The organism is Gymnodinialimonas ceratoperidinii, assembly GCF_019297855.1.
GTDB lineage: Bacteria > Pseudomonadota > Alphaproteobacteria > Rhodobacterales > Rhodobacteraceae > Gymnodinialimonas > Gymnodinialimonas ceratoperidinii.
This window is the reverse complement of the sequence record NZ_CP079194.1, coordinates 2,827,210-2,850,511: the sequence shown is the minus strand read 5'-3', so window position 1 is coordinate 2,850,511 and position 23,302 is coordinate 2,827,210. Positions and strand designations below refer to the sequence as shown.

Below are 23,302 nucleotides of genomic sequence, written 5' to 3'. Positions count from 1 at the left end.
GGCGGCAAGGATGCGGGTACTTATCGTGGGCCTCGGCAACATGGGGCAGAGCCATGCCCTTGCCCATCACGCGGCCGATGGGGTGGAGATCGTGGGACTCGTCAACCGCTCCGCCCGCGACTTGCCCGAGGCGCTGCAGGGCTACCCGTTGATCAAGACCTTCGAGGAAGGGATGGCGCTTGGCCCCGACCTCGTGGTGATCGCGACCTACTCCGACAGCCACGCCGATCTGGCGTGCCGCGCGATGGAGGCGGGCGCCCATGTGTTCGTTGAAAAACCCCTCGCGACCACCGTTGAGGATGCCGAACGGGTCGTTGCGACGGCCCGCCGGACGGGCCGCAAGCTCGCCGTTGGCTACATCCTGCGGCACCACCCCAGTTGGATGCGGTTGATCGAAGAAGCGCGCGTCCTCGGCGGCCCCTACGTGTTCCGCATGAACCTGAACCAGCAATCCACGGGGGCAGAGTGGGAGACGCATAAGGCGCTCATGCAAACCACCTCACCCATCGTCGATTGCGGCGTTCACTACGTCGATGTCTGGTGCCAGATCACCGACGCGAAACCCGTGGCGGTGCATGGCATGGGGCTGCGCCTCAGCGACGAGATCGCCGAGGACATGTACAATTACGGGCAGTTACAGGTCTTATTCGAGGACGGCTCGGTCGGCTGGTACGAGGCCGGGTGGGGCCCGATGATGTCGGAAACCGCGTTCTTCGTGAAGGATGTGATCAGCCCGAAGGGGTCAGTTTCGATCACCGAAGCCGACAAGGCGGAGAGCGCAGATATCGACGGGCATACGAAGGTTGGCGGTGTTCTGGTGCACCGTCCGACCGGTGATGAGTTGATCGCTTTCGAGGGGGAGCCCGGCCATCAGGAGCTCTGCGATGCGGAGCAGGCCTTCATGCGCCGCGCCATCGCCGAGGATCTCGACCTCACGCGTCATATGGACGACGCGGTGCGGTCGCTGGCGATCGTTCTTGCGGCGGACGAGAGTATCCGGAGCGGCCAGAGGGTCGCGATCTAACGCGACAACATTCGCTAGTCGGCACAAAGATCGGAGGTGGCGGGCACGCCCGGCGAGACGAAGAGCTGCAAGGCGACGGGCCGGAAGTTCCCGATCGAGATACCTTCGACAAGGATGCGATCCTCCGAAGTTTCCGTGAGCGCCGGGTCGATCCATGCCGCGCGGTTCTCTCCGCCTTCGAGGTAGGCCAGTGCCCCCTCGGCATCGGTCAGGATCGTGTCGGTCCCGAGCCGGAAGACGGCGGAAGGCTCGGCGTAGCCTGCCAATGCGACGGGTCCCTGCAAGCACGGGAAGCTCGCGGTGACGTCGACCAGCTGATCGGCAATCCAGAAAGATCGGGCCGCGGGGAGGGAGGCCGCGGTGAGCGACCAGCCGAGGGCCAGGCCGCTGAGCGCGAGCGCGGCAATCGCCCTCGGGATAGCGCCGCGCCATATCCAGAACAGTCCCGCAAGACCTGCGATGGTGAAAAACGCTGTGCCGATGCTGGCCCATGCATCGATACCGTCGCCGTAGCTGACGGGGGCCATGAAGGCGACGCTCGCGAAGAAGATTAACGCAGTTAACCAACCCAAGGTGCCTACGCCCAGGGTCCAACGACGCAATGACGTGTCGCCCTCCATTGCGCGGGAGAGCATCGCGGCGGTGAGTAACATGAGCGCCGGGAAAAGCGGCAGCGTGTAATGGATGAGCTTCACCGGTACGGCTTCGAAAACGATCCAGCCGGGGATCAGCCAACCGAGCATGAATGCCGTCTTTGGGTCGCGCCGGGTCTGCCATGCGAGCATGAGGGCCGGTGGGATCATGATGCTCCACGGAAAGAAGGTGAGCCAAACGGTCAGCAGGTAGAAGCCCATGGGGGAGCCTGCGTGCTCTCCCTCCGCGGTGATCTTGTTGCTCAAGTCGCTCCCGACGGAGGCGGACCAGAAGGCGCCATCGGTCACGAGGCTGATCGCGATGAACCACGGCGCGACGAGGAGGCAGAACCAGACAAAGCCGGGCAGGGGGCGGAGGCGCCGGAGCCATGCGGCATCCTTGAACTGAACAGAGGTCCAGATGATCGCGCCCGTGACCGGCAGGAGGATCACCGGGCCTTTCAACAGGAAGCCGGCCGCGAGCGCGGTCCAGAAGATCAATGGCGTTAACCATTGTCGGAGAGGATCGAGCCAGAGCCGCGCCAAGGCCCCCATGGCCAGAACGACCGACAACAGCAGCGCGGCATCGGTTTTCGCCGTCCGCGCCTCGGCATGGAGCATATAGACCGTGGCGCAGATGATCCCGGCGATGATCGCCGCGCGCCGTCCGATGAGCGGCGTGCCGGCCCAGATCAGGGCCAACGCGCTCAAGGCGCCGGCCAAATAGGACGGCAGCCGGTGCACCCAGATTGGCGTCTCACCCGAGACCCCGATCAATGCAACCGCAGCCGCTTGCGCCCAATAGATCAGAGCGGGTTTGTTGTGACGCGGCGCATCCTGCAGCCTAATGTCGATCAGGTCTCCGCTCGCCGCCATCTGTCGCGCGGCCTGCGCAAAACGCGCTTCGTCCCGATCCTGAACCGGCAGTTCCGCCAAGCCGATCCCGAAGCTAAGGAGCGCCAGAAACAACACGCAGAGTGGCGCTGCGCGGGCCGTCAGAAAGCTCATGCCGTCGGATTGTCCGCGCGGTCGGCTCGCCGGATCAGAACGATGTTGCGGGCGTAGACGATGACACCCGTGGCCTGTCCGAGGATGAAGACCGGGTCCTGCCGATACACCGCGTAGGCCAGCATCAGGACCCCACCGAACATCGAGAGATACCAGAACGAGACCGGCACATAGGAGCGGCCCTCACGCTCGGACGCGATCCATTGGACGATGAAACGCGAGGCGAAGACCGCCTGCGCGAGAAAGCCCAAGGTCACCCACCAGAACTCGAGCCAGGTGTCGATATTGAAGAGATCGAAGATCCAGTTTTCCATGGTTAACGGTCCTCCGGTCGTGAGATGACCGTGTCAGTCAGCTGAACTTTGCGCTTGCGCCGGATCAGCCAGGCGACGCCGAAGAGGTCCGACACGCCGACAATGGCGCGACCGAGGTTCGTGTATTTCGAGGCACCGGAAACGCGCGGTCGGTGGGTCACGTCGACATGGGCGATATCCCACCCATCCCGTTGGAAAAGCGCAGGTAAATAGCGGTGCATGTGGTTGAAGTACGGCAGGGCGAGGTAGGCATCGCGGCGATAGGCTTTCAGCCCGCAGCCCGTATCGCGGGTGCCGTCCTTGAGGAGGATCCCGCGGATCGTGTTTGCCGCCCGCGAGGCGAGCCGCTTGTGGAGAGGGTCGTCCCGCTTCACGCGCTGGCCGGCAACGAGGCCGAGGGACGGCGGCCCGTCAAGGAGGGCCTGCAAAAGTTTCGGAAGCTCTTCCGGCGGGTTTTGGCCGTCGCCGTCAAGGGTCGCGATGATCGGCGCCCGGGCCGCGCGCACCGCCGCATGAACCGCAGCGGATTGGCCGGCGGGCGTGGGGTGCGTGATGATCGTGAGATTGGCCACCGGATGCGCCGCGCCGAAGGCCTCCAGAGCCGCCCCGGTACCATCTGTCGAGCCGTCGTCGGTCACGCAGATCTCGAACGTGCCGAGCGGTTCAACAGCGGCGACACAGCCGCCAAGCAGAAGCGGCACCGCATCGGCTTCGTTCAACATGGGGATCGCAATCGCGAACCGGGGGGTGGTCATCCTGGCGTTCCTCGAGGGGCGGCATCGGTTTGGTTTATGCTTATTTACGACTTGCCGGAAGGGGCGATTAATAATTCGCCGGGACGCGTAACTCTAGTGCCGAGGCAGTTGCCTTCAACAGCGCCCGATTAATTGGGGAATACGCGGCAGGCCCACGGCCGTGGGTGCGCAAAACCGGGGAGGTCCGGGAATGTGCAGCAAGGACATTTCCGATAAATTCTAACAGACGTCGCCAAGGGAATCCGACAGACAGTATCACATTCTCAATGTTTATTCACAGCGCAGCGCAGTTCACTCTGCCGCGAGCGTTTCCGCTTCGCTTTCACGCTGCGCGGTCTCCCATTGCGGCGCGATCCAGGGCTCCAGGTTCTCTGCCGGCAGCTTTCGGTCGAGGATCGCGTCGGCAGCCTTCTCACCGACCATGATTGACGGCGCATTCAGGTTCCCGTTGGGAATGAGCGGGAAGATCGAGCTGTCAGCCAGTCGAAGCCCTTCCACGCCGATGACCCGCGTGTCAGGATCAACGACGGCCATGGGATCGTCGCGGCGCCCCATCCGGGCCGTACCACAGGGATGGTAGGCCGATTCCGCGTGCTCGCGGATGGCCGCGTCCAGCGCTTCGTCCGTTTGAGCGTCGTCACCGGGCTGGATTTCGTGGTCGACGAACTCGGACATCGGACCGGTTGCAAAGATCTCTCGGGTCAAACGGATCGCACGGCGGAAGTCCTGCCAATCCTGCTCGTGGGACATGTAGTTGAACTGGATCCGCGGCGCTTCGGTCGCGTCCTTGCTGCGCAGGGTGACCTCGCCCCGCGACGGGGAACGCATCGGGCCGGTATGGGCCTGAAAGCCGTGGCCGCCGGGCGGTGTCTTGCCGTCGTAGCGCACGGCGATCGGCAGGAAATGATATTGAATATCAGGGTATTGGACACCCGCCTTGGAGCGGATGAAGCCGCAAGACTCGAAGTTGTTCGTCGCCCCCAGACCTGTCTTCGTGAACAGCCACTGCGCCCCGACAAGGGCCTTGCCCCACAGCGACCAATAGGGCGCGATGGAGACGGGCTTGGAGGCGGAGTACTGAATGTACATCTCCAAGTGATCCTGCAGGTTCTGTCCGACGCCGGGGCGATCTGCCACCACGGGAATATCTTTGTCCGTCAGGTGCTTCGCAGGTCCGATTCCGCTGAGCATGAGGATCTTGGGCGAGTTGATCGCCCCGGCACAGAGAACGACCTCTGCGCGCGCGCGGATCAGGCGACCGTCCGTCAACCGCACGCCCGTGGCGCGGCCCTCTTCGATCTCGATCTTTTCAACCATTCCGCGGACCATGTCGCAGTTCGGTTTCTTTAGCGCGGGCTTGAGGTAAGCACTCGCCGCAGACCAGCGTTTACCTTTCCAGACGGTCATCTCGAACGCGCCGAAACCCTCTTGCCGGTGGCCGTTGTAGTCGTCGGTCTTGCCGTAGCCTGCCTCGGCTCCGGCCTCGATAAAGGCCTGATACAGTGGATTCTTTCGCGCACCACGGGTGATGTGGACGGGGCCGCTGCTGCCGCGGTAGGCGGGGTCACCGGCGTCTCCGTGCCATGTCTCGGCACGCTTGAAGTAGGGCAGGACGTCCGCGTAGGACCAGCCGTCCGCCCCCATTTCGGCCCATGTGTCGAAGTCCTTCGCGTGGCCGCGCACGTAGATCATGCCGTTGATCGAGGAGGAGCCGCCCACGACTTTACCACGCGGACACGCCATGACGCGATTATTCATATGCGGCTCGGGCTCCGTCACGTAACCCCAATCATAGCGCTTCATGCCCATGGGATAGCTGAGCGCCGCGGGCATGTTGATGAACGGCCCCCAGTCCGAGCCGCCATGCTCGATCACCAGCACCGATTTGCCCGCCTCGACCAGCCGGTAGGTCACCGCGCAACCTGCTGATCCTGCACCGATAACGACGTAATCCGCTTCCATCTAGAATGCCGCCTCCACCGGGGACATGCCGACATAGACAGTCTTGAGTTGTGAGTAATGCTCGATCGCGGCGCGCGAGTTCTCGCGGCCCACGCCCGAGCCCTTCATGCCGCCGAAAGGCACTTCGACAGGGGTCAGGTTGTATTGGTTAATCCAGAGGCTGCCCGCGTCGATGGCATGCACGACGCGGTGTGCGCGGGTCAGGTCGGCGGTAAAGACCGCGCCGGAGAGCCCCAAGTCGGTGGCATTGGCGCGCTCGACAACTTCTTCCTCGGTCTCGAAATCCAGCACCGACATGACGGGGCCGAAGATCTCTTCGCGCGCGATGGTCATGTCGTCGGTAACATCGGCGAAAATGGTCGGCTCCACGTAGGCGCCGGGTCGGTCGATCCGCTTACCGCCGTGGACCAGCCGCGCTCGTTCTTCGAGGCCTTTTTCGATGTAAGAACAAGTGATCGCGAGCTGTTCTTCACTCACCATCGGGCCAAAATTCGTGGCCTCGTCGCGCGGGTCGCCGATCACTGCCTTGGCAGTCCGTTCCTTCAGCTGCGCAAGAAAATCCTCCTTGATCCCCTTCTGCACGAAGACCCGCGTGCCGTTGGAGCAGACCTGGCCCGAGGCGTAGAAGTTGGCGTTGATCGCGCCGGATACCGCGCTTTCGAGGTCGGCGTCGTCGAAGATGACGAGGGGCGATTTGCCGCCCAACTCCATCGTCGCGTGCTTCATCCGAGCGGCGGCGGAGGCATAGACCTTCTTGCCGGTCGCGGCCGATCCGGTGAGGGAGACCTTGTCGGTGCGCGGATCCTCGACCAAGGCGCGGCCGACCTCTCCGGCACCTTGGATCACGTTGTAGACGCCGGCCGGCGCCCCGGCCTCGACCAGAATTTCGGCGACTTTCAACGCGCAAAGCGGCGTTTGCTCGGACGGTTTGAAAATCATCGTGTTGCCGCAGGCCAGCGCCGGCGCGCCCTTCCATGCGGCGATCTGCGTGGGATAGTTCCACGCGCCGATCCCGACGCAGACCCCAAGAGGCACGCGCATCGTGTAGGCCCAGTCGCCGCCAAGTTGCATATGCTCGCCGCCCAAGCTCGCCGCGATGCCGCCGAAATACTCCAACGCATCGGCGGCCGATGTGGCGTCGGCGACCAGCGTTTCCTGAATGGGCTTGCCCGTGTCGAGCGTTTCCAGCTCGCTAAGCTCCTGATTGCGCTCGCGCATGATGTCTGCCGCCCGGCGCAGCACGCGGCCGCGTTCGACCCCCATCATCGCGGCCCATTCCGCTTGCGCCGCCGTGGCCGCGGCAAGTGCTGCCTCGACCACGGCGGGGGTTGCCGCGTGGACCATGGCGATTTCCTCGCCGGTCGCGGGGAAGATCACGGGCATCGGCGTGCCATCGGTATCTTCGAGGTACTTGCCGTTAACGAAATGAGAAGCGGTCGGTTGCATCGGTCACCTATCGGGTGTTGGGGTCATTCGCCCCGGGGAAATCGTTGATTTTCCTCAACAACATTGAGGTCCATGTGATTGCGCATGTAGCGCTCGGAGGCGTCTCGGAGGGGTTGAAAATCCCACGGGTAATAGGCGCCATTGCGCAGGGCGTCGTAGACGACCCAACGCCGGGCTTGGGATTGCCGCACCTCGGCGTCGAAGGTTTCGAGGTCCCACCGGGCGGCGGCGGCGATGCGAAAACGCTCCAGCGTCGCGGCGTGGGCGGGATCTTCGGCCAGGTTGGTCAGCTCGTCCGGGTCGGCTTCGAGGTCGAACAATTGCTCGGGGTCGAGCGCGCAGTTGGTGTATTTCCAGCGGCCCTCCACCAGTCCCACCAGGGGTGAGAACGAGGCCTCCGCGGCATATTCCATCGCCACCGGGCTGACCCGCGTGCCGCCTTTTCCTAACGACGTTAACGATTCGCCATCGGTCCAGGGCATCACCTCTGCCATCGACACGCCCGCGAGGTCGCAAAGGGTAGGACAGAGATCGATGGTGGAGACCGGCGCATCGATCCGGCCCGGCGCCATGTCGGGCGCCGAGATCATCAGCGGCACCCGGGCCGAGCCTTCGAGGAAGGACATCTTGAACCACAATCCGCGCTCGCCCAACATGTCGCCGTGGTCCGAGACGAAGACGATGTGGGCCTCCTGCCGGGTCCGTTCCAACACGTCGAGGATGCCGCCGATCTTGGCGTCGAGGTAGGAGATATTGGCGAAATAGGCCTGCCGCGAGCGCGCGACATCGGCTTCGGTAATGTCGAAGTTCTCGAGGTCGTTGGCCTCCAGAATGCGGCGTGAATGGGGGTCCTGATCCTCCAGCGGGATCGGCCCCACCCGTGGAGCCAAATGCTCGCACTCATTGTACAAATCCCAATACTCGCGCCGCGCGACATAGGGATCGTGGGGGTGAGTGAAGCTGACGGTCAGGCACCAGGGACGGGCGTCATGGCCGCGCGAGAGGTCATAGAGCTTCTGCTCCGCCTCAAAGGCCACCGCGTCGTCGTACTCCATCTGGTTGGAGATCTCGGCCACGCCCGCACCGGTGACCGACCCCATGTTGTGATACCACCAGTCGATCCGCTCGCCGGGCTTGCGGTAATCGGGGGTCCAGCCGAAATCGGCGGGGTAGATATCGGTGGTCAGGCGCTGCTCGAATCCGTGCAGCTGATCGGGGCCCACGAAATGCATCTTGCCCGACAGCGCGGTGAAATAGCCCGCGCGGCGCAGGTGGTGGGCATAGGTCGGGATCGAGGACGCAAACTCGGCCGCATTGTCGTAGACCCCGGTGCGCGAGGGCAATTGCCCCGACATGAAGGAGGCCCGCGCCGGCGCGCAGAGCGGCGAGGCGGTGTAGGCATTGGCAAAGCGTGTCGAACGCGCGGCGAGGCGGTCGAGATTGGGCGTGTGCAGCCAGTCGGCCGGACCATCGGGGAAGAGGGTGCCGTTCAGCTGATCCACCATCAGGATCAATATGTTGGGATGTTCGGCGGCGTGGCTCATCGGATCGCAAGCTCCAGATAGTCGGTCACGCGGCGGGTTGCGGCCTCCGCATCAGGGGGGCCGGCATCGGCAAGTGCATGGCGGATATAAAGACCGTCAATCAGCGCGGCCGCGGTGGCTGCGATGCGCGGGGCGTCATTCGTTAACGGCCTTAAGGAGTGGATCAGATTCGACACGAGGCGCTGCTGGTAGACCCGCAACAGCCGTGCGGCCTGCGGATCACGCTGCGCCATGACGTAGAAAGTGAGCCACGCCGAGATCACGTCCGGGCAGAAATTCCGCCCCCCGAAAGAGGCCGTCGCAATCGCCGTCAACCGCTCCATCGGGGTGCTCGCGCGGGCAAGCTCGGCCCGGGCGGCCGCGCCGAATTCCACGAGGATCGCGCGCATCGCGGCCAACAAAAGATGGTCTTTCGAGCCGAAGTAGTGATGCGCCAAAGCCGAAGAGACACCCGCCGCCTTGGCAATCTGCCCCATGGTCACGTCAAGCGAGCCCCGTCGCCCGATCTCACTGATCGTTGCGTTGACAAGTGCATCTTTACGGATAGCCATCATACCTACACGGGGCATCGCGACACCTTCCTTGTTGCCATGTACCAGAAATATGTTTTTAATTGACTGGTCAATCAACAAAAAGACCAGACACCAACGGGAGACCAAAGTAATGACCCTTTTTCGCGCAACTGCGACCAGCGCCCTCGCGCTCGCTCTGACCGCCGGAGCCGCGATGGCCGATGGCCACGCTGACTGCGGCACTGTCACCTTCTCGGACGTCGGCTGGACCGACATCACCGCGACGACAGCGGCCACGACCGTGGTTCTCGAGGCGCTCGGCTACGAGACCGAGATCCTCGTCCTGTCCGTCCCGGTGACCTACACCTCGCTGGCCGAGGGTGACGTGGACGTATTCCTCGGCAACTGGATGCCCACCATGGAAGCGGACATCGCCCCCTACCGCGAGGCAGGCACCGTCGACACCGTGCGCGCCAACCTTGAAGGCGCGAAATACACGCTGGCCACCAACGCGGCCGGCGCGGCGCTCGGGATCACCGATTTCGCCTCCATCGCCGGGGCAATGGACGAGCTCGACGGCGAGATCTACGGCATCGAGCCCGGCAACGACGGCAACCGCCTGATCATCGAGATGATCGAGGCCGACGCCTTTGGCCTGTCCGAATTCGAGGTCGTCGAATCCTCCGAGCAGGGGATGCTGGCGCAGGTGGCCCGTGCCTCCGAGCGCGATGAGCCGGTCGTCTTCCTTGGGTGGGAGCCGCACCCGATGAACGCCAACTTCGACCTGACCTATCTGGAAGGCGGCGACGATTGGTTCGGTCCGGATCTGGGCGGCGCGACGGTCTACACCAACACCTCTGCCGGCTACGTGGAGGCTTGCCCGAACGTCGGCGCGTTGCTGAACAACCTGTCCTTCAGCCTCGCGATGGAGAACGAGATCATGGGCGCGATCCTCGATGACGGGGAAGAGCCCGCAGACGCCGCGACCGCATGGATGGCCGCCAACCCCGACGCCGTCATGGCGTGGCTGGACGGCGTGACCACCTTCGACGGTGGCGATGCCGAGGCCGCCGTGTCGGAAGCTCTCGGCCTCTGAGCCGCGTTTGATCAAAACGGAAAAGGGCCTGCCCTGTGGCGGGCCCTTTGGCAAACCTAGCCGCAATTGGTTAACGACATTTAGAAGTCTCGCGATGACTGGCTTCTCTCTACGGACAGGACGACCCTGACATGACGTGGTTCAGTGATTTCCAGACATGGTGGCGAGAAGACGGCATCGCCGATTGCTCCTTCCCTTACGACCCCGAGATCACCGGGCCGATCAGTTTCCTGAGCGAATGCAAGCTGCGCATCGGTGACGGGGCCGAGGCCATGTTCGACTGGCTGCAATCCAATGGCGCGTTCCTTTTCGACGCTCTCGCAGTGGCGCTGGAGGCGATGATCGAGGTCTTTCTCGCGATCCTGCAGGAGCCGCCCAACACCTCGTGGTTTCAGGACATCCGCCTGCGCGACGCGAGCTTCCTTTACCCGCCCGAGCTGCATCCCTTCCTGATCATCGCGATCTTCACCGCGCTCGCGTGGTGGATGCACCGAGGCTGGAAAGTCCCCGCGCTGGTCGCGATCGGTTTCCTCTTCATCGTCAATCAGGGCTACTGGGAGGAAACGACCGAGAGCCTGACCCTCGTGCTCTCGGCCTGTGTGGTCTGCATGGCCGTGGGCGTCCCCATCGGCATCGCGGTCGCCCACCGCCCGAGGCTCTACGCATGGATGCGGCCGGTGCTGGACCTGATGCAGACCCTGCCCACCTTCGTCTACCTGATCCCCGCGATCGTTTTCTTCGGCATCGGCATGGTGCCCGGCCTGATCGCCACGGTGATCTTCGTGCTGCCTGCCCCGATCCGCCTGACCCACCTCGGCATCTCCTCGACCCCGAAATCCCTGCTGGAAGCCGCCGATGCCTTCGGCGCCACCCCGAGCCAGAAGCTCTGGAAGGTGGAGCTTCCCTATGCATTGCCGCAGATCATGACCGGGTTGAACCAGACCATCATGCTCTCGCTCTCCATGGTCGTCATCGCCGCGCTTGTGGGTGCCGACGGCCTCGGCGTGCCGGTGGTGCGCGCGCTCAACCAGGTCAACACCGGCCTCGGTTTCGAGAGCGGCTTCATCATCGTCGTGGTGGCCATCATCCTCGACCGCTCTCTCCGGGTGCGCACATGAAGCTGGACGGCGCCTGCCATTGCGGCACAGTCAAGTTCACGGTCGAGTTGAAGGGCGGACTGGCCTCGGCGCGGCGCTGTGATTGCTCCTTCTGCACCATGCGCGGCGCGGTGGCGGTCTCGGCCGCGCTCGGCGGGCTGACGATCACCGAAGGGGCGGACAACCTCACGCTCTACCAATTCAACACGGGCGTCGCCGAGCACTACTTCTGCAAGAGCTGCGGCATCTACACCCACCACCGCCGCCGCTCGAACCCGAATGAATACGGCGTGAACCTCGCCTGTCTCGAGGGGCAGTCGCCGTTCCACCTGTCCGAGGTCGTCGTCAACGACGGCCAACACCACCCCAACGACGGAGGCCCCGCCGACGGTGTCGCCGGCATCCTGCGCTACGAGGTCACCCGATGAGCACCGCCGTTTCCTTCCGCAACGTCTGCATCATGTTCGGACCGCGACCAAGCCAGGCGCTCGCACTCGCAGATGAGGGCGCCACACGGAGCGAGATCCAAGCCGCCACCGAGCATGTCCTGGGCGTCCACGATTGCTCCCTCGACGTGGAGGAGGGGGAAATCCTCGTCCTCATGGGGCTATCCGGCTCCGGCAAATCCACCCTTCTCCGCGCGGTCAACGGCCTCAACCCCGTCGCGCGCGGCGAGGTGGAGATCAACGACGGCGCCTGGTCCTGCACGCTCCCGGGCGCCAGCAAACCCGACCTGCGCTACCTGCGCCAAACCTGCGTTTCCATGGTCTTCCAACAGTTTGGCCTGCTGCCATGGCGCACGGTCCGCGAAAACGTGGGCCTCGGGCTTGAGCTCGCAGGGCAATCCGCGACCGAACGCAACGCGGCGGTCGAGCGGCAACTGGCGCTTGTGGGCCTGTCGGAATGGGCAGATCGCAAGGTGGGCGAGCTCTCGGGCGGCATGCAGCAACGCGTGGGTCTGGCGCGCGCCTTCGTGACCGACGCGCCGATCCTCCTCATGGACGAGCCCTTCTCCGCCCTCGATCCGCTCATCCGCGCCAAGCTTCAGGACGAGTTGCTGGACCTGCAGCGCGACCTCAAGCGCACGATCATCTTTGTGAGCCACGACCTCGACGAGGCCTTCAAGATCGGCAACCGCATCGCGATCCTCGAAGGCGGCCGCATCGTCCAGATCGGCACCCCGCGCCAGATCTTCTCGGAACCCGCCACCGACTACGTGGCGGAATTTGTCTCCAACATGAACCCTCTCGGCGTCCTCACCGCCCGTGATGTCATGGTGGAAACCGTCACCGACGCCCCCCGCATCCCCTCTGAACTCCCGGTGAAAGACATCCTCGCCCGCTTCGCCGAAAGCCCCGCACCCTTCGCGGTCGAGGAGGACGACAAGGTGATCGGAACCGTCACCCCCCACAGCATCGCCGCGCGATTGGGCACCTCCGAACCAACAAGCTGAAATCACGCCGCCCGCCGCATCAAAGACAATTTGTCTAAAATGCGCGCCGCTCCTTCATCTTGGCCAATACAACTCCCGCCGGAGGCTCCCTCACGTCGCCGCCAAACCGGCCATCAGCCGCTCCAGGTGCCAATCGCTGTCGCCTAACTGGTGATCGATCATCACCAGGCGCTTGGCGTAATGGGACAGGGGATACTCCCAGGTAATCCCGATCCCACCATGCATCTGGATCGCCTCCTCGGCGACCAGTCGCGCGATCTTTCCAACCAGATGTTTGGCCTGGGCGGCACGTTTCGGAAAAGCTTCCGTCCCTTCCGCCGAGGCCGCAAGGATCACGATGGACCGCGCCTGTTCGATCTCGATCGCCAGATCGATGGCGCGGTGCTGGAGCGCCTGAAACGCGCCGATGGGCTGGCCAAATTGCTTGCGCGTCTTGAGGTAATCGACCAGCATATCCTGCACGACATCCATGGCGCCAAGCGCCTCGGCGCAAAGCGCAAGAGCCCCCCGGTCCATCGCATTGGCAAGCATTTTGCGCGCGTCTGCGGCCACCAGCTTTGCCGGCGTGTCGTCGAAAAACACTTCCCCCGCCGGCCCGCCGTCGATCATGGCATAGCCGGAAATCTCGACCTCAGAGGCAGGGACTTCCCACAACGAAATCTCATCTCCCTGACGGGCCGCGACCAGCAAGATCTCGGCGGCAGGCGCGCCGTAAACCACGGACTTGCGCCCCGTTAACCGATCATTCACGGCCTCCGTGCTTATATCGGAGAGGTCATAGGGGGCGTCACGCTCGCTCAACGCCACAGCGTAGCGGGTGCCTGCCATCAGATCGTCCAAATCCGCCATCAAGGAGGCCGCGATGAGTTGACCCAAGACAGGTTCCGGACAAAGCGCGCGGCCCAATTCCTCGAAGACGGTCACGATGTCGAAGCCGTGCCCTCCCATGCCGCCCTTGTCCTCACTGACCAGAGCGTAAAACAGGCCCAGTTCGGCCAGCTCCGCCCACTTTTCCGGGTCGTGGTAGGGCGCGTCATAAGCGACGGCATTCCTGTGGGAGATATCGTAAGCCTCCGCCAGATAGCGGCGAAGGGTTTCCGATAGCATGCGGCGATCATCGCTTTGTTCGAAGTTCATCGCCCCAACATCTCCTTGGCCAGAATGTTGCGCTGAATCTCGTTCGAGCCGCCGTAGATGGAGATTTTGCGGTTGTTGAAGTAATCCGCCGCCGCATGGGCGTGCTCGGCCGGTGTGATTGCCAGGTTGTCCAATTCTTCGGACGGGAAGGGGGCCGCTGCCGGCCCAAGCGCGCGCCGCGCAAGGTCGTTCAATGCCTGACGGATCACGGTGCCCTTGATCTTCAGCATGGAAGGCTCGGCCCCGAGCGTTCCGCCCTGCGCCGCCTTTGACAACATGCGCAGGTTGGTGATCTTCATCGCGTCCAGCTCCGCCTCGACCTCGGCCAGACGCGCGGCGAAAAGCGGGTTCTGGATCAGGGGCTTGCCGCCTCTCTGAATGGTGCGCCCCAGTGCTTTGACCTTTTCCAGAGCCTGAACCGAAAAACCGGTGCCGGCGATGTTCGTGCGCTCATGGCCCAACAGGAACTTGGCAATGGTCCAACCCTCGTTCTCCTCGCCGACAAGGTTGGCGACAGGCACGCGAACGTCGGTGAAGAACACCTCGTTCACCTCGTATCCGCCCTCGATCAGGCGGATCGGCCGCATCTCGATACCCGGCGTGTCGAGGTCGATGAGCAGGAAACTGATCCCCGCCTGCGGCTTGCCCTCGGTGGCGGTGCGGACAAGGCAGAAGATGCGGTTGGCGTATTGCCCCAGGGTGGTCCAAGTCTTCTGGCCGTTGACGATGTAATGATCCCCGTCGCGCGCGGCGCGGGTCTTGAGAGAGGCAAGATCGCTGCCCGCGCCCGGCTCGGAATAGCCTTGGCACCACCAGTCGCGACCGTCCAGAATGCGTGGCAGATATTCCTCCTGCTGCGCGGTCGTGCCGAATTTCATCAGGACCGGCGCCAGCATCTTCAGGCCGAAGGGGACGATCCGAGGGGCGTTGGCCAGCGCGCTTTCTTCCTCGAAGATATGCTGCTCGATCGGCCCCCACCCACAACCGCCATGCGTCGTGGGCCAGTTGCCGCTAAGCCATCCCTTTTCATTCAATATGGCGTGCCAGCGCTCCATGTCGTCCCGCGTCGGGCCTTTGCCATGGGCGACACGCTCCGCGATTTCAGGGGGCAAAGCCTCTTGCAGAAAGCGCCGAACCTCGGCCTGAAAGGCAAGCTCCCGCGGCGAAAATGACAGATCCATCCGACCCCTCCCGTGGCTCACGTCACGGTAGCAGGGACCCGGCAAAATGCCAGCGGGAACGCCACGTTACAGCGCGCGGGGCCTACATCGAGAACGAGGTGCCGCAGCCGCAGGACGAAGAGGCATTGGGGTTGTCGATGGTGAACCGCGCGCCGATCAGCTCTTCCGAGAAGTCGATCGTGGCATCGGCAAGGAAGGGCAGGGACACGGTGTCGACGACGACTTTCTGGCCCTGACCTTCCAGCACCAGATCGTCGGAGGCGGGCGTGTCGAGCTTGATTTCATACTGAAACCCCGAGCAGCCGCCCCCTTCCACCGCAACGCGCAGGGCTTGCGGCGTGTCGGCGTCCTCGTTGATCTCGGCCAATCGCGCGAAGGCGCGGTCCGTGACCTTTGGTGGAATGGAAAGCATGGGCGTTCACCTGTCGTAAATCGCGTTCAGGTACAATATATGGAGGCCGAGGGCGCGGGACAAGATCGCCCCGTTGGAGGCAAAGACCATGCGTGCAGTTTATTCATGCGACCCGAACGCCACGCGCGGCCGCATTGTGGCGGAGGAAGAAAGCGCCCACCGCTCACCGTTTCAGCGGGACCGGGACCGTATCATTCATTCCAGCGCCTTTCGCCGGCTCAAGCACAAGACGCAGGTGTTTGTTGAGCACGAGGGCGATTACTTCCGTACCCGGCTGACCCACTCGCTGGAGGTCGCTCAGGTGGCGCGGACCATGGCGCGGTCGCTCGGGCTGGATGAGGATCTGACGGAAACGGTCGCGCTGGCCCATGATCTGGGGCATCCGCCGTTCGGCCACACCGGTGAGGACGCGTTGCAGGCCTTGATGGCGCCATACGGCGGCTACGATCACAACGCGCAGGCGCTCAGGATCGTCACCCATCTGGAGCGTCATTACGCCGAGTTCGATGGCTTGAACCTGACGTGGGAAACCCTTGAGGGCATTGCGAAACACAACGGTCCTGTCGCCGAGCCCTTACCGTGGGCACTCAAGGCCAGTTGCGCCGGAATTGACCTCGAGTTGAGCACCCATGCCTCGGCCGAGGCGCAGGTGGCCGCGCTGGCCGATGACATTGCCTACAACCATCACGACCTTCACGACGGGCTGCGGGCGGAGCTGTTCTCGACCGACGAGTTGGCCGAGCTTCCGATCCTGCGCGATTGCTTCGCAGCCGTGGACGGCCTCTACCCCGGCCTCAACTATTACCGGCGCCGCCATGAAGCGCTGCGGCGTTTCTTCGGCGTTCTGGTCGAGGATGTGCTCCATAACGCCCGTGCCGTTCTGGCCGAGATCGAGCCACAGAGCCCGATGGACATCCGTCTGGCGGGCCGGCCGATCATCCGCTTCTCCAGTGGCCTGTTCCAGGATCTGCAGGTCATCCGGAAATTCCTCTTCACCCGCATGTACCGCGCGCCCTCGGTGGTGGTGATGCGCAAGGAAGTGACCCGCGTGATCGAAGAGCTTTTCCCCTTCTTCCTCGAACATCCCGAGGAACTGCCGAAACAATGGCGCAAGGATGTGGAAGACGTCGCAGGCGATGGCACCGCATTGGCGCGGATCGTGTCAGATTACATCTCGGGCATGACCGACCGGTTTGCCCTGCAAATCCACCACAGGTTGATCGGTGGCACGGATGTCGGCACAGTGAACGGACCCAACTCGCTCAATTTTGGAGCCTGAACATGTCTTTTTGCGCACGCCTGACCACCCCTGCGGTGGTCCTTTTGATGACCCTGACATCTGCCCATGCCTTTCCGCAGGATGGCCTTTTCTATCAAGGGCTTACCTGTCCCGCCGAGGGGTTCGAAGCAGGGGGCGAACAGACAGCCTCCCTGTCGTTTCCCACCCTTTGTCTGGGCGAGCAATGTTGCGAATTGTCGAACCCGATCAACGTTCGCGACATGGATGAAATCTACCTCTACGACGCCACCTGCACCGGCGACGAGGAAGAGGATTTTGCCGCACGACTGTTGGTCGGGGCGGCCGCGGTCGATGGGCTCGTGGCCGTCTTCGAGAATACGGCCCACACCTACATCCGCTGCGAGCCGTGAAACGCGCCGCGCGCCTGCATTGACCTTGGCGAGCGCCGTGGTACACCCCGCGATGATCTTAAAAGGACACCGCTCATGACCCTCTTCGCCGAGATCCGCGAAACCGTTCTGGCTGCCATCAGCGGCCTCGTTGCCGATGGCACTCTGCCCGAGGGGCTCGAGACGCGCGCCGTCACGGTGGAGCCGCCGCGCGATCCGAGCCACGGCGACATGGCGACGAACGCGGCGATGGTTCTGGCGAAACCCGCGGGCAAGAAGCCCCGCGATGTGGCCGAGGCGCTGGCCGCCCGGTTGGCCGATGACGCCCGGCTCGAGAGTGTCGACGTGGCCGGGCCGGGGTTTCTCAATCTGCGGCTCTCGGGCGATGTCTGGCGCAGCGTGATCGGGCAGGTGCTCGATCAGGGTTCGGCCTTCGGGCGTTCCGACATGGGCCAGAACAAACGCGTAAACGTCGAATATGTCAGCGCAAATCCCACTGGTCCGTTGCATGTTGGCCACACGCGGGGCGCCGTCTTCGGCGATGCGCTGGCCTCGCTTCTGGATGTCGCGGGCTACGATGTGACGCGGGAATACTACATCAACGACGGCGGCGCGCAGGTCGACGTGCTCGCGCGGTCGGTCTATCTGCGCTACCTTGAAGCCCACGGCCAAGAGGTCGCCTTCGAGGATGGGACCTACCCCGGTGACTACCTGATCGAGGTCGGAGAAGCGCTCGCCGAGAAGGTCGGGACGGCCTATGTCGATCAGCCTGAATCCGAATGGCTGGCCGAGGTCCGGGAGTTCGCGACCGAGAAGATGATGGACCTGATCCGCAAGGATCTGGCGATGCTCGGCGTCGAGATGGACGTCTTCTACTCCGAGAAATCCCTCTACGGCACCGGCCGGATCGAGGCTGCGATCGACGATCTGCGGGGCAAGGGCCTGATCTATGAAGGCTACCTCGAGCCGCCGAAAGGCAAGAAGCCCGACGATTGGGAGCCGCGCGAGCAGACGCTGTTCAAATCCACCGAGCACGGCGACGACGTGGACCGCCCGGTGATGAAATCGGACGGCTCCTGGACCTATTTCGCCCCGGATATCGCCTACCATTTTGACAAGGTTTCCAGAGGCTTCGACGAGCTGATCGACGTTTTCGGAGCTGATCACGGCGGCTATGTGAAGCGCATGAAGGCGGCCGTCTCGGCGCTTTCGGGCGGCACCGTTCCGCTCGACGTGAAGCTGACGCAGCTGGTGAAGCTGCGGCGCGGTGACGAGGAGCTGAAGATGTCCAAGCGGGCAGGGACCTTCGTGACCCTCGCCGACGTGGTAGAGATGGTGGGCTCGGACGTGACCCGGTTCCACATGCTCACCCGCAAGAACGATGCGCCGCTGGATTTCGACGTCGACCGCGTGCGCGAGCAGTCCAAGGACAACCCTGTGTGGTACGTGCAATATGCCCACGCCCGGATCCAGTCGGTGCTGCGCAAGGCGGAGGAGGCCGGGATCAAGGTCGATCCGGCAAATCTCGATGCCATCAATGATCCGGCCGAGCTCGCGCTTGCTGCCAAGATCGCCGAATACCCGCGCCTGATCGAGATTGCCGCCAAGGGCCACGAGCCGCATCGGGTCGCGTTCTACCTCTATGATCTTGCGTCGGAATTCCACGGGCTGTGGAACAAGGGCAACACCGAAACCCACCTGCGCTTCTTCCAGGAGGATGATCCGTCGGCGACTTCCGGGAAATTGTGCCTGATTTCCGCCGTGGCGATTGTCATTTCGAACGGGCTTGGTATTTTGGGGGTCACTCCGGTCGACCAAATGTGAGGCGCAAGACCTCTCGCGACCGGAAGACACAGGCAAAAATGACCCGGCGCGGTGCGCTGTGACCGGGCGATGAGGCGGGCATGGCAGATATCCAATATTCCGGGGATCATTCCTCTGGCGCGTATTCCTATGATGATGGCTATGACTATGGTTACGAGCAGGCCCCTGCGGCGGCTCCGATGGATGCGTCGCGGGTGACGCAATTGGTCAACTGGGCCGGGGCCTTGGTGTCCATGGGGCTTGTTATCGGAATGGGCGTCTGGGCGTTTCAACTGATGGTGCGCGACGTGGCCGATGTGCCGGTGATCCGCGCGCTCGACGGGCCGATGCGCGTGGCCCCCGACAATCCGGGCGGATCGATTGCCGAAAATCAGGGCCTCGCGGTGAACCGCCTCGCCGAAGGGGCCGAGGCCGCGCCGGTGCCGGACCAACTGCTTCTCGCACCGCCGCCCCAGGACCTCGCCGCCGCCGAAATAGGCGCGACCGAGGAACCGGAGGAGCAGGCCTTCGAGAACGCCTCCTCCGCCCTGCCGGATATCGACGCAGAGGTGGTGCCCGAGGTCGTTCCCGAGGAATCCACCGATGCCCTGATCGCGCGCCTGCTGCAGGAGGCCACGCCGCTGAGCGACATGGACGCCCCCGCCGTGGAAGAGCCCGACGCGGCAGAGATCGAGATCGTCTCGCGCGCGGCGGTCATCCCGGTTTCCACCCCCGGCGTGCGCCGCTCGCCCCGGCCGGCGTTCCGGCCCGCAGGGCTCTCGGCCCGGGCGGCCGTCCTCACCCCGACCCCCGCCGTGGCCGGTGTGATCGAGGACGACGAGGGCTTCGAGATCGCGACTTCCGAGTTGGATCCCGGCACCCGCCTCGTTCAGCTCGGCGCCTTCGACTCGCCCGCGCTCGCCCGGAGCGAATGGGAACGCCTGACCGGCAACTTCCCGGATTTCTTCCTTGGCCGCGCACGGGTCATCGAAGAGGCGACGTCGGGCGGCCAGACCTTCTACCGCCTGCGCGCCCACGGCTTTGCCGACCTCTCGGCCTCGCGCCGCTTCTGCGCGGCCCTCGTGGCGCAGGGTGCGGCCTGCATCCCTGTCACCGTACGCTAGGATGAGCCATTCGGCGACCATCCTCGGCTGCGAGGGGTTGGCCCTGACCAGGGCGGAGCGCGCCTTTTTTGCCGAGGCGCGGCCATGGGGCTTCATTCTTTTTGCCCGCAACATAGAAGATGCCGCGCAAGTCTCTGATCTGACATCGGAATTGCGGGACTGCGTCGGCCATGACGCGCCGATCCTGATCGATCAGGAAGGGGGCCGCGTGCAGCGTATGCGTGGTCCGATCTGGCGCGAATGGATGCCGCCGCTGGATCAGGTCAAGCGCGGTGGAGCGCGCTCCATGGCCCTGCGCTATCGACTGATCGCCCATGAATTGCGCGCCGTCGGGATCGACGTCAACTGCGCCCCCACGGCCGATGTGGCGCGGTCGGATACGCATCCATTCCTGCGCAATCGCCTCTATGGCAGCGATGTGGAGACGGTCGTGGACGTGGCGCGCGCGGTGTCCGAGGGGCTGATGGCGGGTGGCGTGCTGCCGGTGCTCAAGCACATCCCCGGTCATGGCGCGGCGCTGACCGACAGCCACAAGGGTCTGCCGCGCGTGGCCGAGGATCGCGCCACGTTGACCGATGTGGATTTCGCCGCCTTCCGCGCGCTCAACACGCTGCCGCTTGGCATGACCGCGCATATCGTCTTCGAGGCCTTGGGAAGCCAACTGCCCGCAACAATGGACCGGGAGATGATCACCCTCATCCGAGACGAAATCGGCTTTCGGGGCGCGTTGATGACAGATGACCTCTCCATGGGGGCCTTGCCCGGCCCGATCGGGGAACGCGCCGCGCGGGCCAAGGCGGCGGGCTGCGACCTGATCCTCCATTGCAACGGCGACCTTGCGGAAATGCATGACGTCGTCATCGCTGCCGGGGCGCTCGACGGCCTCTCGCAACAGCGCTGCGACGCGGCCTTGGCTCAGCGGAAAACCCCTGATCCGCTTGACATCGAGGCCATTGAGCAAGACCTTTCCGACCTTCTGGGCGGAGAGGTTTATGTCTGAGACAGGCGCGGGGCAGCCGGCCAACAGCGACGATTGGGATGCAGTCAGCGCCCGCCGCGAGGCGGAGGCGCTGATCATCGACGTCGATGGCTACGAGGGCCCGCTGGACCTCTTGCTGACGCTCTCGCGGACCCAGAAGGTCGACCTGCGCAAGATTTCGATCCTCGCCCTGACCGAGCAATACCTTGTTTTCATCGAGAAAGCGCGGCAGTTGCGGATCGAACTGGCGGCCGACTACCTCGTGATGGCGGCCTGGTTGGCCTTCCTGAAATCCAAGCTGCTCCTGCCGCCGGAACCGGGGGAGGAGGGGCCATCGGGCGAAGACCTCGCCGCGCATCTGGCGTTCCAGTTGGAGCGCCTCGCCGCCATGCGCGATTGCGCCGCGCGGTTGATGGCGCGCGACCGGCTCGGGCGGGATCGCTTCGTGCGCGGACAGCCGCAGGCGATGACGACGAACCGCAAGGTGACCTATACGGCCGGCCTTCTGGACCTGATGCAGGCCTATGCGCGCATCCGGACCAAGGATGAATTCCGCCCCTTCGTGATGGATCGCGAGGCCGTGCTGACCATGGAGGAAGCGCTCGACCGTCTGCGCGGCATGGTGGGCTACATGGGCGAATGGGCCGACCTGATGTCCTATTTGCCCGACGGCTGGACAACGGACCCCGCCAAGCGCCGATCGGCCGCGGCCGCGAACTTCGCCGCGGCGCTGGAGCTTGCCAAGGCGGGCCGCGTCGAAATCCGCCAATCCGAGACGTTCTCGCCCATCCAAATGCGCCGGAAAGACCCATGACCGATACGCCCGATCGCCCCGAGCCCCAGACCGAGGAAAGCCTGTTCCGCGCCCCCCCTTTGGCCGAGCAGGAACGCATGGTCGAGGCGCTGCTTTTTGCCTCCGCCGAACCGGTCAGCCTGTCGGAAATGGAGGCGCGGATGCCCCATGGCTCCGACCCGGCGGAGGCTTTGCACCTGTTGCGCCGCCGCTACGAAGGGCGCGGCGTGCAGGTGACGAAGGTGGGAGACGCCTGGGCCTTTCGCACCGCCGCGGACCTCGGATTCCTGATGGCGCGCGAGCAGGTCGAACAACGCAAGCTCAGCCGGGCGGCGATCGAGACCCTCGCCATCGTGGCCTACCACCAGCCCGTCACGCGCGCGGAAATCGAGGAAGTTCGCGGGGTTAGCGTCAGCCGGGGCACCGTCGACCAGTTGATCGAGCTGGATTGGATCAAGTTCGGACGGCGTCGCATGACGCCCGGCCGTCCGGTGACCTACGTTGTCACACAGGATTTTCTCGATCACTTCGGCCTCGAATCCGCGCGCGATCTGCCGGGGCTGAAGGAACTCCGCGATGCCGGGCTGCTGGAAAGCCGGCCGCCGGAAGCCGAAGATGCGCCGGAGGCGCGCGACGAGAACACTGGCGACATGTTCAGCGACGATGCGGAAGCGGCCCCGGACGACGACGTGTCGGTCTTCGAGGACGACGCCTGAATTTTGCCGCGTTAATCTGTTAATGTCGCGGTCACAGGCAACAGGGGGTTACCCAATGAACCGAATTATCAACATGATCTTGCGGCAGGTCATCAACCGTGTCGTCCACAAGGGCATCGATGCCGGCATCAACCGTGCAACGCGCGGTCGGGACGGGGCGCCGCCCAATTCGGACCAACGCAGACAGGCGCGCGGCGCCGTGCAGCAAGCGCGCGGCGCGATGCGCATGTTCCGCCGCATTGGCCGGATGTAGCGCCCACCTCCGGCTTCGACAGACCCATGAGACCGCCTTGAACGCGGTGCCCAGTGGTGGCCGCGCGGCCACACTTGCGCGGTAGCTTCGGTCGCTGCCCGCCTCTGCCCAGTTTTTGCCTTATTTCACCGGCAGTCCCTGTGGATAAGTCAAAAACAACAAGAAAAGAGGCAGTGTTATGGAGCGATTGGTCAGCAATTTCTTGCGCTTTGTTGCAGGACGCGATGGCGAAAGATCCGTAGATATCCACGTTAACCGTATTGCGATGGGCGGCAGTCATGACCGCGCGTTGACGGCGTTCAAGGCAGAGCAGGCAAAGCTCGCCAGCCGTCAGGACGGCGCGACATTCGCATCGAAGCGGGCCGCGAAATAGGCAAGTCGGCGCGAGGATAAAACAAAAGGGGCGCCCGCTTGGACGCCCCTTTTTTCGTG

24 protein-coding genes are annotated in these 23,302 nt (G+C 64.0%); 14 read left to right on the top strand and 10 right to left on the bottom strand.

All coding sequences use genetic code 11. The features are described 5' to 3' along the window. Positions 1–10: 10 nt before the first annotated feature. The gene (locus KYE46_RS13755) at positions 11–1,024 is read left to right on the top strand and encodes a Gfo/Idh/MocA family protein (protein WP_219001241.1); all 1,014 of its coding nucleotides are present in this window, start codon (positions 11–13) and stop codon (positions 1,022–1,024) included. Positions 1,025–1,038: 14 nt separating this feature from the next. Here KYE46_RS13755 and KYE46_RS13750 read toward each other — a convergent pair whose 3' ends face one another. From KYE46_RS13750 to betI, 7 genes are all read right to left on the bottom strand, one after another. Then, positions 1,039–2,664: an ArnT family glycosyltransferase gene (locus tag KYE46_RS13750; protein ID WP_219001239.1), complete on the bottom strand. Its 1,626-nt coding sequence runs from the start codon at positions 2,662–2,664 to the stop codon at positions 1,039–1,041. Beyond that, a complete protein-coding gene (locus tag KYE46_RS13745) occupies positions 2,661–2,978 on the bottom strand; it encodes a lipid-A-disaccharide synthase N-terminal domain-containing protein (protein ID WP_219001237.1) in 318 nt (105 codons plus the stop codon). Before KYE46_RS13745 ends, KYE46_RS13750 begins: the two co-directional genes overlap by 4 nt. A gap of 2 nt (positions 2,979–2,980) precedes the next feature. After that, positions 2,981–3,733: a glycosyltransferase family 2 protein gene (locus KYE46_RS13740; RefSeq protein ID WP_219001235.1), complete on the bottom strand. Its 753-nt coding sequence runs from the start codon at positions 3,731–3,733 to the stop codon at positions 2,981–2,983. 291 nt (positions 3,734–4,024) lie between these two features. Further along, complete coding sequence (gene betA / locus KYE46_RS13735) at positions 4,025–5,695, bottom strand: choline dehydrogenase (protein ID WP_219001232.1); 1,671 nt, start codon at positions 5,693–5,695, stop codon at positions 4,025–4,027. Then, positions 5,696–7,141, bottom strand: coding sequence for a betaine-aldehyde dehydrogenase (gene betB / locus KYE46_RS13730; RefSeq protein ID WP_219001230.1), 1,446 nt, complete (start codon positions 7,139–7,141; stop codon positions 5,696–5,698). Positions 7,142–7,164: 23 nt separating this feature from the next. Then, the gene (gene betC, locus KYE46_RS13725) at positions 7,165–8,685 is read right to left on the bottom strand and encodes a choline-sulfatase (RefSeq protein ID WP_219001228.1); all 1,521 of its coding nucleotides are present in this window, start codon (positions 8,683–8,685) and stop codon (positions 7,165–7,167) included. Then, on the bottom strand, positions 8,682–9,254 hold the full coding sequence (gene betI / locus KYE46_RS13720; protein ID WP_219005117.1) for a choline-binding transcriptional repressor BetI: 573 nt from the start codon (positions 9,252–9,254) through the stop codon (positions 8,682–8,684). Before betI ends, betC begins: the two co-directional genes overlap by 4 nt. Before the next feature lie 94 nt (positions 9,255–9,348). Between betI and choX the strand changes: the two genes are divergently transcribed. The 4 genes from choX to choV all read left to right on the top strand — a co-directional run bounded on the left by choX (position 9,349) and on the right by choV (position 12,843). Next, positions 9,349–10,293, top strand: coding sequence for a choline ABC transporter substrate-binding protein (gene choX / locus KYE46_RS13715; RefSeq protein ID WP_219001226.1), 945 nt, complete (start codon positions 9,349–9,351; stop codon positions 10,291–10,293). A 221-nt stretch (positions 10,294–10,514) separates the two neighbouring features. Continuing rightward, the gene (choW, locus tag KYE46_RS13710; protein WP_219005116.1) at positions 10,515–11,411 is read left to right on the top strand and encodes a choline ABC transporter permease subunit; all 897 of its coding nucleotides are present in this window, start codon (positions 10,515–10,517) and stop codon (positions 11,409–11,411) included. Continuing rightward, positions 11,408–11,818: a GFA family protein gene (locus KYE46_RS13705; RefSeq protein WP_219001224.1), complete on the top strand. Its 411-nt coding sequence runs from the start codon at positions 11,408–11,410 to the stop codon at positions 11,816–11,818. The genes choW and KYE46_RS13705 overlap by 4 nt, the downstream gene beginning before the upstream one ends. After that, on the top strand, positions 11,815–12,843 hold the full coding sequence (gene choV, locus KYE46_RS13700; RefSeq protein ID WP_219001223.1) for a choline ABC transporter ATP-binding protein: 1,029 nt from the start codon (positions 11,815–11,817) through the stop codon (positions 12,841–12,843). Before KYE46_RS13705 ends, choV begins: the two co-directional genes overlap by 4 nt. A gap of 90 nt (positions 12,844–12,933) precedes the next feature. On the opposite strand, the gene KYE46_RS13695 is transcribed toward choV, so the two are convergent. The 3 genes from KYE46_RS13695 to KYE46_RS13685 form a co-directional block, all read right to left on the bottom strand. Next, positions 12,934–13,980, bottom strand: coding sequence for an acyl-CoA dehydrogenase family protein (locus KYE46_RS13695; protein ID WP_219001221.1), 1,047 nt, complete (start codon positions 13,978–13,980; stop codon positions 12,934–12,936). Further along, the gene (locus tag KYE46_RS13690; protein ID WP_219001220.1) at positions 13,977–15,161 is read right to left on the bottom strand and encodes an acyl-CoA dehydrogenase family protein; all 1,185 of its coding nucleotides are present in this window, start codon (positions 15,159–15,161) and stop codon (positions 13,977–13,979) included. The genes KYE46_RS13695 and KYE46_RS13690 overlap by 4 nt, the downstream gene beginning before the upstream one ends. Before the next feature lie 82 nt (positions 15,162–15,243). Then, on the bottom strand, positions 15,244–15,573 hold the full coding sequence (locus tag KYE46_RS13685; protein WP_219001219.1) for a HesB/IscA family protein: 330 nt from the start codon (positions 15,571–15,573) through the stop codon (positions 15,244–15,246). An 88-nt stretch (positions 15,574–15,661) separates the two neighbouring features. On the opposite strand from KYE46_RS13685, the gene KYE46_RS13680 reads away from it, so the two are divergent. The 9 genes from KYE46_RS13680 to KYE46_RS13640 all read left to right on the top strand — a co-directional run bounded on the left by KYE46_RS13680 (position 15,662) and on the right by KYE46_RS13640 (position 23,243). Next, complete coding sequence (locus KYE46_RS13680; protein ID WP_219001218.1) at positions 15,662–16,852, top strand: deoxyguanosinetriphosphate triphosphohydrolase; 1,191 nt, start codon at positions 15,662–15,664, stop codon at positions 16,850–16,852. 47 nt (positions 16,853–16,899) lie between these two features. Continuing rightward, positions 16,900–17,223 (top strand): hypothetical protein, encoded by a 324-nt coding sequence (locus KYE46_RS13675; protein ID WP_219001217.1) that lies wholly within the window; start codon positions 16,900–16,902, stop codon positions 17,221–17,223. Between the two features lie 75 nt (positions 17,224–17,298). After that, the gene (gene argS, locus KYE46_RS13670) at positions 17,299–19,026 is read left to right on the top strand and encodes an arginine--tRNA ligase (protein WP_219001216.1); all 1,728 of its coding nucleotides are present in this window, start codon (positions 17,299–17,301) and stop codon (positions 19,024–19,026) included. An 80-nt stretch (positions 19,027–19,106) separates the two neighbouring features. Continuing rightward, on the top strand, positions 19,107–20,129 hold the full coding sequence (locus KYE46_RS13665; RefSeq protein WP_219001215.1) for an SPOR domain-containing protein: 1,023 nt from the start codon (positions 19,107–19,109) through the stop codon (positions 20,127–20,129). 1 nt (position 20,130) lies between these two features. Next, complete coding sequence (locus KYE46_RS13660; protein ID WP_219001214.1) at positions 20,131–21,129, top strand: glycoside hydrolase family 3 N-terminal domain-containing protein; 999 nt, start codon at positions 20,131–20,133, stop codon at positions 21,127–21,129. Continuing rightward, the gene (locus KYE46_RS13655) at positions 21,122–21,922 is read left to right on the top strand and encodes a segregation and condensation protein A (RefSeq protein WP_219001213.1); all 801 of its coding nucleotides are present in this window, start codon (positions 21,122–21,124) and stop codon (positions 21,920–21,922) included. The genes KYE46_RS13660 and KYE46_RS13655 overlap by 8 nt, the downstream gene beginning before the upstream one ends. Beyond that, positions 21,919–22,617 (top strand): SMC-Scp complex subunit ScpB, encoded by a 699-nt coding sequence (gene scpB / locus KYE46_RS13650; RefSeq protein ID WP_219001212.1) that lies wholly within the window; start codon positions 21,919–21,921, stop codon positions 22,615–22,617. Before KYE46_RS13655 ends, scpB begins: the two co-directional genes overlap by 4 nt. Before the next feature lie 55 nt (positions 22,618–22,672). Beyond that, complete coding sequence (locus KYE46_RS13645; protein WP_219001210.1) at positions 22,673–22,870, top strand: hypothetical protein; 198 nt, start codon at positions 22,673–22,675, stop codon at positions 22,868–22,870. A gap of 178 nt (positions 22,871–23,048) precedes the next feature. Continuing rightward, the gene (locus tag KYE46_RS13640; protein ID WP_219001208.1) at positions 23,049–23,243 is read left to right on the top strand and encodes a hypothetical protein; all 195 of its coding nucleotides are present in this window, start codon (positions 23,049–23,051) and stop codon (positions 23,241–23,243) included. Positions 23,244–23,302: the final 59 nt, after the last annotated feature.